This window comes from Halomonas colorata (assembly GCF_014897985.1).
Classification (GTDB): domain Bacteria; phylum Pseudomonadota; class Gammaproteobacteria; order Pseudomonadales; family Halomonadaceae; genus Vreelandella; species Vreelandella colorata.
Genome location: NZ_JABUZA010000013.1, coordinates 51178 through 65989 on the forward strand (window position 1 = coordinate 51178; position 14812 = coordinate 65989).

General features: G+C 50.3%; 16 protein-coding genes and 1 tRNA gene. 8 read left to right on the plus strand and 9 right to left on the minus strand.

Going from position 1 to position 14812, the window contains the following annotated elements; all coding sequences use genetic code 11:
- Position 1: 1 nt before the first annotated feature.
- From INT33_RS08905 to INT33_RS08920, 4 genes are all read left to right on the plus strand, one after another.
- A complete protein-coding gene (locus INT33_RS08905) occupies positions 2-1045 on the plus strand; it encodes a methionine ABC transporter ATP-binding protein (protein ID WP_193091680.1) in 1044 nt (347 codons plus the stop codon).
- The gene (locus INT33_RS08910; protein ID WP_192538275.1) at positions 1026-1679 is read left to right on the plus strand and encodes a methionine ABC transporter permease; all 654 of its coding nucleotides are present in this window, start codon (positions 1026-1028) and stop codon (positions 1677-1679) included. The genes INT33_RS08905 and INT33_RS08910 overlap by 20 nt, the downstream gene beginning before the upstream one ends.
- A 104-nt stretch (positions 1680-1783) precedes the next feature.
- Positions 1784-2575 (plus strand): MetQ/NlpA family ABC transporter substrate-binding protein, encoded by a 792-nt coding sequence (locus INT33_RS08915; protein WP_193091681.1) that lies wholly within the window; start codon positions 1784-1786, stop codon positions 2573-2575.
- A 69-nt stretch (positions 2576-2644) separates the two neighbouring features.
- The gene (locus INT33_RS08920) at positions 2645-3115 is read left to right on the plus strand and encodes a GAF domain-containing protein (RefSeq protein ID WP_193091682.1); all 471 of its coding nucleotides are present in this window, start codon (positions 2645-2647) and stop codon (positions 3113-3115) included.
- Here INT33_RS08920 and INT33_RS08925 read toward each other — a convergent pair.
- Positions 3109-3384: a hypothetical protein gene (locus INT33_RS08925; protein ID WP_192538278.1), complete on the minus strand. Its 276-nt coding sequence runs from the start codon at positions 3382-3384 to the stop codon at positions 3109-3111. The two genes, INT33_RS08920 and INT33_RS08925, sit on opposite strands and share 7 nt — an antisense overlap.
- Positions 3385-3679: 295 nt before the next feature.
- Positions 3680-3756: transfer RNA gene (locus INT33_RS08930), tRNA-Val, on the minus strand.
- 180 nt (positions 3757-3936) lie between these two features.
- Between INT33_RS08930 and INT33_RS08935 the strand changes: the two genes are divergently transcribed.
- A complete protein-coding gene (locus INT33_RS08935) occupies positions 3937-5010 on the plus strand; it encodes an endonuclease/exonuclease/phosphatase family protein (RefSeq protein ID WP_193091683.1) in 1074 nt (357 codons plus the stop codon).
- Positions 5011-5053: 43 nt separating this feature from the next.
- Here the strand turns inward: INT33_RS08935 and INT33_RS08940 are convergent, their stop codons facing one another.
- Entirely contained in the window at positions 5054-6430 is a 1377-nt protein-coding gene (locus tag INT33_RS08940; protein WP_193091684.1) for a class II fumarate hydratase, read from the minus strand.
- Positions 6431-6697: 267 nt separating this feature from the next.
- On the opposite strand from INT33_RS08940, the gene INT33_RS08945 reads away from it, so the two are divergent.
- A complete protein-coding gene (locus tag INT33_RS08945; protein ID WP_192538281.1) occupies positions 6698-7072 on the plus strand; it encodes a phasin family protein in 375 nt (124 codons plus the stop codon).
- 55 nt (positions 7073-7127) lie between these two features.
- Here INT33_RS08945 and hda read toward each other — a convergent pair whose 3' ends face one another.
- The gene (hda, locus tag INT33_RS08950) at positions 7128-7832 is read right to left on the minus strand and encodes a DnaA regulatory inactivator Hda (RefSeq protein WP_192538282.1); all 705 of its coding nucleotides are present in this window, start codon (positions 7830-7832) and stop codon (positions 7128-7130) included.
- The gene (locus INT33_RS08955; RefSeq protein WP_193091685.1) at positions 7829-8941 is read right to left on the minus strand and encodes an AI-2E family transporter; all 1113 of its coding nucleotides are present in this window, start codon (positions 8939-8941) and stop codon (positions 7829-7831) included. Before INT33_RS08955 ends, hda begins: the two co-directional genes overlap by 4 nt.
- 198 nt (positions 8942-9139) lie before the next feature.
- Between INT33_RS08955 and purM the strand changes: the two genes are divergently transcribed.
- Both purM and purN read left to right on the plus strand, forming a co-directional pair.
- Positions 9140-10207 (plus strand): phosphoribosylformylglycinamidine cyclo-ligase, encoded by a 1068-nt coding sequence (gene purM, locus INT33_RS08960; protein ID WP_193091686.1) that lies wholly within the window; start codon positions 9140-9142, stop codon positions 10205-10207.
- Positions 10204-10956: a phosphoribosylglycinamide formyltransferase gene (gene purN / locus INT33_RS08965; RefSeq protein ID WP_192538285.1), complete on the plus strand. Its 753-nt coding sequence runs from the start codon at positions 10204-10206 to the stop codon at positions 10954-10956. Before purM ends, purN begins: the two co-directional genes overlap by 4 nt.
- A 108-nt stretch (positions 10957-11064) precedes the next feature.
- On the opposite strand, the gene dcd is transcribed toward purN, so the two are convergent.
- The 4 genes from dcd to cobA all read right to left on the minus strand — a co-directional run bounded on the left by dcd (position 11065) and on the right by cobA (position 14697).
- Positions 11065-11631, minus strand: coding sequence for a dCTP deaminase (gene dcd, locus INT33_RS08970; RefSeq protein ID WP_018917236.1), 567 nt, complete (start codon positions 11629-11631; stop codon positions 11065-11067).
- An 11-nt stretch (positions 11632-11642) separates the two neighbouring features.
- A complete protein-coding gene (gene apbC / locus INT33_RS08975; RefSeq protein ID WP_192538290.1) occupies positions 11643-12443 on the minus strand; it encodes an iron-sulfur cluster carrier protein ApbC in 801 nt (266 codons plus the stop codon).
- 175 nt (positions 12444-12618) lie between these two features.
- The gene (locus INT33_RS08980) at positions 12619-13776 is read right to left on the minus strand and encodes a coiled-coil domain-containing protein (protein WP_193091687.1); all 1158 of its coding nucleotides are present in this window, start codon (positions 13774-13776) and stop codon (positions 12619-12621) included.
- Between the two features lie 138 nt (positions 13777-13914).
- Positions 13915-14697, minus strand: a complete 783-nt coding sequence (gene cobA, locus INT33_RS08985) for a uroporphyrinogen-III C-methyltransferase (protein ID WP_193091688.1) — start codon at positions 14695-14697, stop codon at positions 13915-13917.
- Positions 14698-14812 lie beyond the last annotated feature (115 nt).

A 14812-nucleotide genomic window follows, 5' to 3' on the forward strand; every position in this document is an offset into this window, starting at 1 on the left:
TATGATTGAACTTAGTAACGTTAGTAAAACCTATGGCAGCGGCGACAGTGCCGTTCATGCCCTGAGCGATGTTAATTTATGTGTGCCCAAAGGTACTATCCATGGCGTTATCGGCTTATCCGGTGCGGGCAAGTCAACGCTAATTCGCTGCGTGAACCTTCTTGAGCGCCCTACCCAAGGCAGCGTCACGGTAGATGGCCAGGAAATGACCCGCTTGAGCGGCGGTGCTCTGAACCAGGCGCGCCATCGCATTGGCATGATTTTCCAACATTTCAACCTACTGACCACGCGTAACGTGTTTGATAACGTTGCCCTGCCCCTTGAACTGATGGGTGAAAAGCGCAACGCTATTCAAAGCCGCGTATTGCCATTACTTGAAATGGTAGGGTTGGCTGATAAAGCCAAACAGTATCCTGCCCAGCTATCTGGTGGTCAAAAGCAGCGCGTTGCTATCGCTCGCGCCCTGGCTAGCAAGCCCAACGTCCTGTTATGCGATGAAGCAACGTCAGCACTCGACCCGCAAACCACCGGCTCCATTCTTGAGCTTCTGCGCGATATCAACCAGCAGTTGGGTATCACTATTTTATTGATCACCCATGAAATGGAAGTGGTTAAGTCAATTTGCCACCGAGTGAGTCTTATCTCTAACGGCAAACTGGTGGAAGATGCGGAAGTCGGCGACTTCTTTACCGCGCCACGCACCCAGCTGGGTCGTGAGTTCCTGAACGATTTTCTTCAACTCAGCCCGCCCAAGGAGCTTATTGAACGCTTGAGCGCAACGCCAAGCGAGGCCACTCATCCTGTGGTGCGCCTGACGTTCTCGGGCGATGCCGTTTCGACACCGCTTATTTCGCGCCTGGCGCGTGAATGCAATGTAGATGTAAGCATTCTACAAGCCAAAGTGGAGTCCATTCAGGACCGCACCTTAGGGCTTATGATTGCGGAACTACTCGGCACCACCGAGCAGACGCAAAAAGCGATGAATTATCTTCAGTCTCACCAGTTAGAAGTCGAGGTACTTGGTTATGTCCAGCGCAATGTTTGACCTTATTTTACAGGCCACGCTGGATACGCTGTATATGGTGGCGATCTCCGGCGTCATATCAACGCTGCTCGGCCTACCGTTAGGCGTCTTGCTGTATGTGACACGCCCACGCCAAATTCTAGCCCAGCCGGTACTTAATCAGACGTTAAGCATTATTACCAATATTGGCCGCTCGATTCCCTTCATTATATTGATGGTGGCCATCATCCCCTTCACGCGCATGCTGGTGGGCACCTCCATAGGGATTAATGCCGCCTCGGTACCCTTAACCATTGCGGCCATCCCTTTTGTGGCGCGCCTGATAGAAGGTGCGCTCAATGAGGTATCTCCAGGCTTGGTTGAGTCTGCTCAATCCATGGGCGCAACGCCCTGGCAGGTTATTCGCAAGGTGCTTATCCCCGAAGCGCGGGGCGGCATTATTACGGGCCTTACCATTACGCTGGTAACACTTGTTAGCTATTCTGCCATGGCGGGCGCTGTAGGCGGTGGCGGCCTGGGGGATCTGGGTATCCGTTATGGGTACAACCGTTTCAACCCTACTATCATGCTGATTACCGTAATTATTTTGGTGATCATGGTGCAAGGCTTTCAAAGCCTGGGTGATTACTTGGTGCGTAAAAGCGACCGTAAATAATGATAGACATTGCCTATACGGATTTATAACAAAAAAACATTAGAATTATTTTTCTTATTCCAGCATTATCAATTCATGGTGGAACAACGCATTAGGAGACTTATATGCAAAAACTTATAATTGGTAGCCTGACAGCTTTGGCACTGGCAGTTAACGTGGCAAATGCAGAAACGCGCACGCTCAAAATGGGCACCGTTGCCGGCCCTGAAACCGAAGTTATGGAAGTGGCAGCGCGTATTGCTAAAGAAGAATACGACCTTAATGTCGAAATTATCGAATTTACCGATTACGTAACCCCCAATGTTGCACTAGCAGACGGTAGCCTTGATGCCAATGCTTATCAGCACGCCCCCTACCTGAATGCCATGGTTAGCGACCGCGGCTATGATCTTGCCGTTGCGGGCTATACCTTTGTTTACCCGATCGGTGCTTATTCAGAAAAATTCGACAGCATTGAAGACCTGCCCGACGGAGCGCAGATTGCTCTGCCCAATGACCCGTCCAACGAAGGGCGTGCGCTGATTTTGATGCATAACGAAGGCCTGATCACACTGAACGATCCGGAGAACCTGGAAGCCACGCCGATCGATATCGCCGAGAATCCGCACAACTTCCGCTTCCGTGAGATTGAGGCCGCCCAGCTTCCCCGTATACTGCGCGATGTGGATATGGCTTTTATCAATAACACCTTCGCTCAGCCAGCTGGCTTGAAGCTTGACGATGCCCTGATCAAAGAAGGCCCTGAATCGCCCTACGTGAACCTTATTGCCGTTCGCGGTGGTGACGAAGAGCGTGAAGATATTCGTCAGCTGGTTGATGCTTATCAGCGCGACGAAGTCGCGGCTAAAGCTGAAGAGTTATTTAAAGGCGCTGCCGTACCGAGCTGGACCGAATAACCCCTTTAGAAAGCACTTATATCAGGCCGACCTTTGTGTCGGCCTGATGCGTTTTATAACGAGATGATTATGCCGATCACCAACTACGCGCTACTCAACCGCCAGCTTGAAGCCCTGCTTGATACACGCGACTGGCTTACCAATAGCGCTCAAATCTGCGCTTTTATTCAGCAGGAAGTACCTAACCTAAACTGGGTGGGATTCTATCTTCAGCGACAGCATGAGGTCTTGGGGCTAGGGCCTTTTCAGGGTAAACCGGCCTGCCACCCGATTCCCTTTAGCAAGGGCGTATGCGGAGCCGCAGCACGCCAGCAGAAAACACAGCGGGTCGATGATGTTCACGCCATCGCAGACCACATTGCCTGCGATACGGACTCTCGCTCCGAGCTGGTGATTCCTGTCGTTCTAAAGGGCTACCTGTGGGGCGTTCTAGACCTGGATAGCCCACTACCTGCCCGCTTTACCGAAGACGATCAGGCTGGAATCGAAGCACTAATAGCTACTTTTCAGCGCCAAACGGATCTGTCGCCCCATCAATGATAAGTATGCAGATGGATGGTGCAGTAAGCACGAAAAATAACGTCGCTCATGGATAGATCAGAGCGGCGGCGCGCCTTTCTAAGTGAATGGTTGAATATTTCTTCTGCTTTATAGCGGCTCAACCCTAGCTCTTGAGCCGTATGAAAATATTCATCCAGCTCTGCATCATCCACGCCATCACGCATTAGCGACGGTTTGTTTGCAGATTTAAGGCCTGATTTGAGACCACCCAAGGCAGAGGCCAAGCTGGGCATTAAATTAAGATACATAGCTTCATCCTTGAATTATGTTCATAGGTAAAGTAGTTCATCGCAGCGCAAATTCCAGTACAACTTCAGGCCAATTTCTATACGCGCATTATACATTATACAGCATGACGTTATCGTGACAGGCACCATTTCACGCACGTAAATATCCCTAATCAGGCATTCTCATCACTAGACGTTAAGCCTGGCAAAGAAAGCTGCCTGAATTAATTTGCTGCGCGAAATAAACGAATACGGTATGAAAAACAATGCTAAACGAACAAAAACCCCGCGCTTAAAAAGCACGGGGCTAACAATTTGGTAGGACCAGGCGGATTTGAACCGCCGACCTCCACGATGTCAACGTGGCGCTCTAACCAACTGAGCTATGGTCCTGTCGTGCAACGGATGCGTATTCTACTTATTTATCACAGTATTGCAAGAAACTTTTTTCTTACGCAAGAACCAGATTTACGCTGTATATCTCGATAAAATCATGGCTTGATAGCGTGTTTAATATTTATAAACAACTAATAAAATTTATTTTAGTTACCTTACTCAATAGGAAGATCAAATATGCTTGCCCCACTAATTATGTGCCTTGCACTCCTGCCCTTACTGGCAACATTGGTCGCTCGAGTACCGTTGCGCTGGTGGTGGATACGGTGTTTTGAATTTCCTCGCGTGCAAATAGCGCTCCTATCACTTCTCTTCGGCCTAATGGCATTAGTGTTTTTAGAACCCAGCGATTGGCGCTCAGCCGCCTGGATTATCGTTCTTATTACGGTGGGCTTGCAGGGTCGCTATATTTTACCCTGGACACGCCTTTGGCGTGCTCAGGTTAAAACAGCTGATAAAGAAAGCTCCCAAGATCGCCACATTACGCTTTTAATTGCCAATGTATTGACGCCCAACCGGCGCGCTGAGGATCTGATCAAAATGATTCAACAGCGCCAGCCGGATATCATTTTAACCCTTGAGTCAGATCAATGGTGGCAGGATCAGTTAGATCCCGCACTTGATGAAAAATGGCCCTATAGCGTTAAAGTGCCGCTCGACAATCTCTATGGCATGCACCTTTATTCACGTCTACCGCTGGAAAACACCTCGGTTAAATGGCTAATCCAAAAAGACATCCCATCTATTCATACCATGGTAACGCTTGAAAATGGCGACTCTATTCGTCTGTATGCCGTTCATCCCCGCCCCCCTGCTCCGGCGGAAAGTGAAAAATCGTTATGGCGAGATGCTGAACTCTTATGGGTGGGGCAAGAAGTCCACAAAAAACCTCAGCCTACGTTAGTGGCAGGTGATCTTAACGATGTGGCCTGGTCAAGCACCACGCGTTTATTCTGCCGCATTAGCGGTATGCTCGACCCGCGGCGGGGTCGAGGTATGTTTAGCACCTTTCACGCCAAGAATCGACTGTTGCGCTGGCCGCTTGACCACATCTTTGTGACCAACCACTTCACGCTGGTAAACATGCAGCGGCTGGGAGCGTTTGGTTCTGACCACTTCCCTATCCTGGCAACCTTTTGTTACCAGCCTACGCGCCAAGTTGAGCAGGAGAAACCTCAAGCAGACAGCGAAGAGCGCGAAGAGGCCAGCGAAACCATACAACAGGGTAAAATAGAAAAGCAGAAAACCTGAGGCGCCGCTGGCGATCTAGAACGAGTTATTTATGCTCGAAAACCTATTCAGGAATTCCCCCCTGGGTTAGCACCGTTGGATCTAACAGTCTTTCCAACGTTTCCCGATCCAGGTCGGTTTGCTCTTCCGCGACATCAATAATCGGACGCCCTGCCTGGTAGGCTTTTTTAGCAATGGCGGCCGCCGCGTTATAGCCAATCACACTGTTGAGCGCCGTCACTAAAATAGGGTTACGCGCCAAAGGCCCCTGCAGGTTATCCTCCCGCACCTTAAACGTCGCAATTGCCCGGTCCGCAAGCAGCCGTGAGGTATTGCTCATCAAGGTAATGGAGGTCAGCAGATTGGTCGCCACCAGCGGCAGCATGACATTTAGCTGGAAGTTGCCGCTCTGGCCTGCCACCGTAATAGCCGCATCCAGGCCAATGACCTGGGCGGCCGCTTGGGCGGCCGATTCTGGGATCACAGGGTTGACCTTGCCCGGCATGATCGAGCTTCCCGGCTGCAGCGCTTCAAGCTCTATTTCACCCAAGCCTGCTAAAGGACCTGAATTCATCCAGCGCAGATCATTGGCAATTTTCATGATGACGCAGGCCAAGCCCTTTAATTGGCCGGAAAGCTCAACGGCCGCATCCTGGGAGGAGAGGCTAGCAAAAAAGCTATCGTTAGGGGCAAAGCTTAACCCGGTTTGCTCACTTAGCTCCTTGGCAATCTGATTGGCAAAGCCTTCCGGCGCATTGATACCGGTACCCACCGCCGTTCCACCCTGCGCTAAACGACACAGACGGCTCATCGCGCTATCAAAGCGCTCAATGGCTTGGCCTAGCTGGCTTGACCATGCCCCAAGCTCCTGGTCCATACGCAGCGGCATGGCATCCATCAAATGCGTACGCCCTGTTTTAACAACATGCTTAAGTTCGCTCGCGCGCTGATCAATACACGCTTTTAAATGCTCAAGCGCAGGCCGTAGCGACTCATTCACGGCAACTGCCGCTGAAACATGAATAGCCGTCGGGATAACATCGTTGCTTGACTGCCCCATATTCACGTGATCATTAGGTGTTACTTCAACACCTTCACGGCTTGCCAGGGTAGCCAACACTTCATTGACGTTCATATTGGTCGATGTGCCTGACCCCGTTTGAAATACGTCAATCGGGAACTGATCGTCGTGTTCACCATTAATCACTGCCTGTGCAGCTTTTTGGATGGCGCTCGATCTAGCCTCATCTAACAAGCCTAATTGTTGATTAGTGCGCGCGGCGGCCAGTTTAATCCGCGCCACAGCGTGTACAAAGGCCGCAGGCATAGGTGAATGGGAAACGGGAAAGTTATTGATAGCCCGCTGTGTTTGGGCTCCATAAAGGGCATTAGCCGGTACTTCAAGCTCACCCATGCTGTCGCGTTCGGTACGAGTATCCATTATTTATGCTCCTTTTAAATAGTAATCAATCTTATTTACAACTGATCACGTCGGCAAGTCCTTTCGCAATATCTGCAGCTATTCAAGCTAGACGCTCTCAACGCCGGGGTAAACATTAACCGCTTTAGGCTAGAAATAACGCCTCACGCCCCATGTTGCACTGCACAAAAACGACTGCTATGCTGCAACGCAAGAAAGCTTAATATTCATAGCGGCTGTTGTTAAACGGAATGCTTAAAAGCACTATCTTGATTTAGGAGTTTTACAATGAACACGTTCAATACAAATGAAATGAACCAGCAGTTTGATAATTTCTTTATGGCCCCTGCGCGCGCGTATGCCGCCCTGACTCTCGATTACGCAGAGAAGATGCTAAATGCACAAGTTAACGCCAGCCAAGCCTATGCTGAAACCGGCATCGCGCAGCTGCGCCAGCTAACCAGCGTAAAAGACCCAGAAGGGCTACGTAGTTATATGGAAGGCCAGCAGCAGGTTGTAAAACAACTAGCAGAACAGGCTAAAGGCGATACGGATAAAGTGGTTGCGCTTCACCAGGACTATTTTCAAAAAAGCCAGAAGCTAACTGAAGACAATGTAAAGCAAGCCCAGACAGCGGCTAGTAAAATGCGCAAACCCGCCTAAGCCACTATCTATTCAAGCATGGACCTTACCCGCTAAATTAATAAGCGGGTAAGGTTCACCAGTTAAGCGACGACTTAACAAATGGAATCGTTAGCTTTCGCTTAGCAGATAAAGACGCTTGATCAAGCGTTTCAATGGCTCGGCATAAATCGCCTAACTCACGCGGCCCACGATGCAAAATATAACGCCCGACATCGTCGGGCAGCTGCATTCCCCTAACATTCGCACGTAACCGCAGTGCCGCGAGGCGCTCCTCGTCATTGAGCGGATGAAGATGAAAGGTGACGCCCCACGTTAATCGTGACGCCAGGTCAGGCAGCACAACATTAAGCTGGCGTGGAGGGGCATTGGAAGCAATTACAAGCTGTTTGCCTGCATCACGCAATCGATTAAATGCATGAAATAGCGCTTCTTCCCAACGCTTTCGGCCAACGACATATTCCAGATCATCAATCGCTACCAAATCTAGTCGCTCAATATCTTCAAGCATCAGAGGTGGAAAGTGGCCCAGATCAGCTAACGGTAGATACAAAGCTCGTTTATCGGCATCGGAGGCAGCATGGCAGGCCGCTTGAAGAAGATGGCTTCGCCCACTCCCCTGGGCGCCCCATAAATAGATAAAAGGCTCGGCACTCGGCTGAAATTGTTGCGTCAGATGTTCAACCAGCAGTGCATTTGCGCCTGAAGCGTAATAATTATTGAAGGTTGCATCATCACGCAACCCTACTCCTAACGGCAGCTGTGCCGGCACTCGGCTCATGATGATTCCCTTTCGTCGTGACGATCCAGCCCATCATGGTGGTTTAAAGGCGTTAATGAACGTTGCTCAGCAGTATAAAGCGAACTGTGCTTATAACGGTCGTTTAACTCGCGGAGAAGTACCATAAATACGGCGGCAACAGGCAATGCTAACAGTACGCCAGTAAACCCAAACAGGTTGCCACCCGCTAATACTGCAAAAATAACGGCAACAGGATGCAAGCCAATTTTATCTCCCAAAAGTTTGGGCTGTAGTATGACACTTTCGGCGGCTTGACCGATACTAAATACCACGATGACACCGAGTATCGCCCACCACGTACCGTATTGAAATAACGCAACAATTAGGGCGACGGCAATCCCTACGATAAAGCCCAAAAACGGTACAAAGCTAACCAGCCCGGCCACAAACCCAATAAGCAAGCCAAAGTTAAGCCCCATCAAGGTAAGCCCTGTGGCATAAATAACGCCTAAACACAGCATGACTAAAAGCTGACCACGTAAAAAAGATGACAGCACCTCATCACAGCGGCGTGCTAAACGAAACGTGTCGCTTGCCCATTGCCGCGGCACCAAGCTTGCGATGTTGCTTAGCATGCGATTCCAGTCGAGAAGCAGATAGAAGGTAACGACCGGAATCAGTGCGATATAAGTAATCCAGGTCATAAATGCCATTCCGGAGCGGCCAATATGCCCTAAAGCCTGAGCTAGATAGCCTCCCGCATCACGCCAGTTTTCAACCAGTACTTCACGTACGTTGGTTAACTCACCACGTAAATCGTAGCCAGTCCACTCCTGAACCTGAGGCGCCAGCACGTTTTCAACCCAGCTAAAAATACCCGGCACCGCATCGCCCAACTGCTTAATCTGCTGGACGATAAGCGGTATGAGAATTAATAAACTCGCCGTCAATACAATCAGCAGTATCAAGAAGACGAGGCAAACGGCCAGCGTGCGCTTCATGCCTAGCCGCTGGAAATAATTAGACAGTGGATCAGCCAGATACGCCAATACCATGCTGGCAATAAAGGGCATTAAAACTGAATTCAGGACATACACCAGTCCAACAAACACGACTAGCAGCACTCCCCCTAACCATGAACTTCGCATTGTATGACTCTCCTTCCTGGATCCATCAAAAGCGCTTTATGCACTGAATAATAACAAAAGTTGTAGGAACGTAGGCGCAACATGTATACCGGCGATGCGGGCCACGCCGCTCGGTGTTACAATCCACGTCAGTTATTGCCCAGCACTGGCCATCTCGCCAGCACTACCCGTACTGCTATAGGCTTCACAGGAACTGTCATGACCGAGACTTCCACTTCTCCGGCTACTCCTTCGCTCAGCTATAAGGATGCAGGTGTCGATATTGATGCCGGAAATGCCCTAGTTGATCGCATCAAACACGTTGCCAAACGTACCACTCGCCCCGAAGTAATGGGCGGCTTGGGCGGTTTTGGCGCTTTATGCGAGCTACCCGCAGGCTACAAGCAGCCTGTTCTGGTATCTGGCACTGATGGAGTGGGCACCAAACTGCGCCTTGCGATGGACCTTGGCAAGCACGACACCATTGGCATCGATTTAGTGGCAATGTGCGTTAATGATTTGATTGTCGCAGGTGCCGAACCGCTGCTGTTCCTCGACTACTATGCCACGGGTAAGCTGGATGTGGATATCGCTGCCGACGTAGTAACCGGCATTGGCGCCGGTTGTGAGCTGGCTGGCTGTGCATTGGTTGGTGGTGAAACAGCCGAAATGCCCGGCATGTACGAAGGTAGTGACTATGACCTGGCGGGTTTTTGCGTCGGCGTTGTGGAAAAATCCGAAATTCTTGACGGTAGCAAAGTAAGCGAAGGCGATGTCCTGCTGGGCCTTGCCTCTTCAGGCCCTCACTCTAACGGCTACTCGTTAATTCGCAAGATCCTGGAAGTGAGCAATGCCTCGCTTGAAACGCAGGTAGATAATACCCCGTTAGCCGATGCACTAATGGCGCCAACCCGCATTTATGTGAAGTCGCTGCTTTCCTTGATGCGTGATACTTCTATTCCTGTGCATGCACTTTCCCACATTACCGGTGGCGGCCTGCTCGAAAACATCCCCCGCGTACTGCCTGAAGAGCTCGCGGCACACGTTGATATTGCTACATGGCAGCGTCCTGCGGTATTTGACTGGCTACAGGCTCAAGGCAACGTTAACGAAGTTGAAATGCACCGTGTACTTAACTGCGGTATCGGCATGGTCATCGTGGTGCCTGCCGCAGAGGCAGAGCAAGCCATGACCCATTTACAAGCCCAGGGTGAAACGGTTTATCGCATCGGTCATATTATCAAGCGCCAGGATGAAGCCGTGGTGCTGGAGAACCTGCCCGTATGAGTGGTACCGATTACCCCAGCGATACGATTACCGATATGGCGCCAGAGCCGACCGGCCCACGTCGGGTAGTCGTGCTTATTTCTGGCAGTGGCAGCAATCTTCAGGCGCTGATCGATGCGCAGTCTCATGACCGCCTAGGCGGTGAGATTGTCGCAGTGATTTCCAACGTGGCAGACGCTTACGGCTTGAAGCGCGCTCACGAGGCTGGCATCGAAGCAGTTGCCCTGCCCCATCGCGAATATGATACTCGCGAGGCTTACGATGGCGCGCTGATTAAAGTCATTGAGCGCCACGAGCCCGACTTGATCGTATTGGCGGGCTTTATGCGTATTTTAACGCCACGCTTTGTACAACGCTTTATGGGTCGGATGCTCAATATTCATCCTTCACTGCTGCCCGAGTACCAGGGGTTAAATACCCACGTAAGGGCGCTGGCCGACCAGGTAACCAGCCACGGCTGTAGCGTGCACTTTGTTACCGAAGAGCTGGATGGCGGCCCGGTGGTTCTTCAGGCGGAATTGTCTGTAAGCGCGGATGATAGTGAAGAGACGCTTAAAGAGAAGGTCCACGCACGTGAGCATCTGATTTATCCGATTGCGGTGCAGTGGTTTTTAGAGGGACGGCTTCAGTTTAGCGCTGAAGGCGCCAAAATGGATGGTCACCTGCTGCCTACCCATGGTATGCGCCTCTCACATGCTGATGCAGCTGAAGAGTTGGATGAAGAACTGGACGAAGACGCCGAAGAGTAGCTTATTGCTTAATCAATAAATGATTGCGGCAAACACCTGCAGTAAACAACAAGGCCTTACGGTTCCCCGTAAGGCCTTGCTTTTGGGCTGATCAATAACGCTCATTCATTAAGTGCGCGGCAAGGTTACTCCGCGCTGGCCCATATATTTGCCCCCGCGATCTTTATACGAGGTTTCGCAGACTTCATCAGACTCTAAAAACAACATTTGCGCTACACCTTCGTGAGCATAAATCTTGGCAGGCAAATTGGTCGTATTAGAGAACTCAAGCGTGACATGGCCTTCCCACTCAGGCTCAAGCGGCGTGACGTTCACAATGATGCCACAGCGCGCGTAGGTTGATTTTCCCAGGCAGATAGTCAGCACGCTACGCGGAATGCGGAAGTACTCAACGGTTCTTGCCAAAGCAAATGAGTTGGGCGGAATGATGCAGACATCGCCTTTAATATCTACAAAGCTTTTCTCATCGAACGCCTTGGGATCAACGATAGCCGAGTGAATATTGGTAAACACTTTAAACTCATCGGCACAGCGCACATCATAACCGTAGCTTGAAGTACCGTAAGAGATCACTCGCTGATCATTCACATAGCGAACCTGCTCGGCTTCAAAAGGCTCGATCATGGCGTCGCTTTGCGCCATGCGACGAATCCACTTATCTGATTTGATACTCATGTATTACTTCATCACTCGCTAAAAGAAATAGTGGGACCACCGCTTTCGCTGGCACTCACTGATTGGGCAACTTGCCTGGCAATCTCAGCAAACGTTTGGCTTACCGAGCTATCAGGTTCTGATACAACACTTGGGCTGCCCGAGTCTGCCAACTCACGGATAGACAGCGTCAAAGGTAACCGTCCTAGTACCGTCGTCTGATACTCTTCAGCGATACTATCGCCACCGCCGGTACCGAAGATCGCGGCTTCATGGCCACAGTTCTCACAGTGATAGAGGCTCATGTTTTCAACCACACCAAGTACCGGCACGTTCACTTTGCGAAACATTTCAATGCCTTTACGAGCATCTAAAAGCGCAATATCTTGTGGCGTAGTGACAATGACAGCCCCGCTTACCGGTACTTTCTGAGCCAACGTCAGCTGAATATCACCGGTACCCGGTGGCATATCGATCAACAGAAAATCCAGATTATCCCACTGCGTTTGCGTGAGCATTTGCTGAAAAGCCCCTACGACCATCGGCCCACGCCATACCATGGCCTCTCGGGTATTCGCCAAAAAAGCCATGGACATTGCCTGAAGGCCATGTGCTGTTAAGGGCAAGAATTTATTATCACCCGTGGATTCAGGGCGAACGCCCTCTTTAACACCCAGCATTTGGGCTTGGCTTGGTCCATAAATGTCCGCATCAAGAACCCCTACGCGATAACCTTGGGCAGAAAGCGCCAGTGCCAGGTTAACGGTTACGGTCGACTTGCCAACCCCACCTTTGCCCGATGCCACTGCGACGATGTGTTTAACGCCATCCATTTAGTCGCTCTCCTATATCTGGGTAGATCATGAACATTGGGATAAATGATACTCTCTGAACGAGTATTCATAAACAAACAAAACGGATGCTGGGGATACCAGCATCCGTTTGATGGTTCGTCCGTACTAGCTATTTATCGTTTTAGCTATACAAACGTTTTAGACGAACTTTTTACTAGTTAGTGTTCTGCTGCTGGTTTTGCTGCTGCTCCTGCGGCTGGCTATTGTCTTCATCGCTGGCCGTTTCCTGCTCAGTATTACTACTTTCTGAGGCGCTATCTTCTGACGCTTCGCCCGCTAACGTGGGGACTTCATCATTGGCGGCATCATCAACACTACCCAGACGCTGATCGAGTGAGGAAAGCTCTTCGCGCCACTCGCTCAATTGAGACTCCAAGCGAGACAACTGATTTTCGCGCGCTTCAATATCGCTCTCAACGTTTGCAACTTCGTTGCGGCCAAGGTCAAGGGCAACCATGAGGTCTTCCATCTCGTTACGAACCTGGGTGAGGCTTTGATCTTCCTGCTCGCGCAGTTCAGTTAGCGAATCGACTTCCTGTTGTAGCTCATCGCGCTCCGCCGTAACCGAATCACGCGTGCTTTGCAGCTCGTCAAGCTCGGCCTGAGTATTGGATATCTGCTCTTCTAAGCTTGAAAGCTCTTCATTAGCCTGACTGATTTTATCTTCAAGTGCAGCTAACTCCTCCTCGGCACTGTTCAGCTCATCTACAGCTTCTTGACGCTGCTCTTCAGCCTGCTGCCGAGCAGCTTCTGCCTCTTGGCGAGCTTGATCAGCACTTTCACGCGCATCTTCTACTTGTTGAAGCGAAGCTTCAGCCTCTTCTTGAGTCGTCTCGATTTGATCACGCTCATCACGTAGCGACTGCATTTCGCCTTGTGCGCTTTCAAGCTGCTGATTGAGGGAGTCCACTTCCTGCTGTAGCGTTGTGCGCTCAGCTTCCAGTTCTTCAAGACGTGACTGGGTGGTAGTTACATCATTTTGAGCACTTTCAAGCGATGCGCTTGCCTCATTGCGCTGCTCTTCCAAGGATGCCATCTCTGCCTGCATATCGGACAGGTTGGTTTCTGCTTGGTCTATTTCCTGAATACGGCGGCTGTACCGGCGGTTATCCTGCTCTACTGTAGCAAGCTGCTCTTCAAGCGTTTCAACGCGATCTTTATGAGTGCCGGCGTTAGATTGGGCCATGATTGCCCAGATAACCGCGATAGCCGCGATACCTGCAATAGCTCTAACACGGTTATCTTTAAATAAGGTTTTGGTATCCAGCCTGGTGGCAGGCGTCTGATGATCCGGGTGGCTTGTTTCTGGCATTCTGCGTCCCTCTCGTCTTGGCTACCGATACCAGCAGCGTAAATTGTTCGCTTATGACCTAACACTCATTACTAGCATACACAGCAAATGGCATCTAGCCAGTCCATTAGCTAATTCAACGTATTAACGTTGGCTCGCTTATGAGTGTAGATCATTATGGCGCGCTGATGCTGGGGTCTGAGCGCCTTTAAACCACGCTAGCTTCTCATGCAGTGAAACCACGCTGCCCACGATTAATAATGCCGGTGATTTAATACGCCCAGCGATTAGTGCCTCTGGTAGAGCTTGTAGCGTGCCGATATGGGTCTGTTGGGCCGTTGTGGTGCCGTTTTCGATCAAAGCGAGAGGCGTATCACACGGTAAACCATGGGCAATAAGCTCGCGACTAATTATCTCAACACTGCCTAGCCCCATATAAAAGACCAGCGTCAGCCCTTCGTGAGCTAATGCATGCCAATCAATTGCGTGCTCATCATGGGCCAAGTGGCCGGTGACAAAATGAACGGCCTGGGCATGATCACGATGCGTGAGCGGTATTCCCGCATAAGCGGCGCAGCCTGATGCCGCCGTTATGCCTGGAATTACTTCTACCGCTATATTTTTCGCCATGAGTATTTCGAGTTCTTCACCGCCACGCCCAAAAATGAAAGGATCCCCTCCCTTAAGTCTAACGACTTGTTTCCCCTCATTTGCCCACACGACTAATGTATGATTAATTTCATGCTGAGGAACGCTATGTAAAGAACGCTCCTTACCTACGTAAAAACGCTGCACACTAGTAGGGATGAGCGCCAGGATATCGTCACTCACCAGTCTGTCATATAGCACCACATCGGCTTGCTGTAACCGTTTATAGGCTTTTAAGGTTAATAATTCAGCATCACCTGGCCCTGCACCAACCAAACTGACAAAACCACTCATCATGCCTCCTGAAGAATCCCTACACTTTACTTAACACCACTAAGGTTAATAGAATAACAACAAAATATTTAACAAAAACACACTTAAACCCACAAAAGTAAATTAAAATAACATC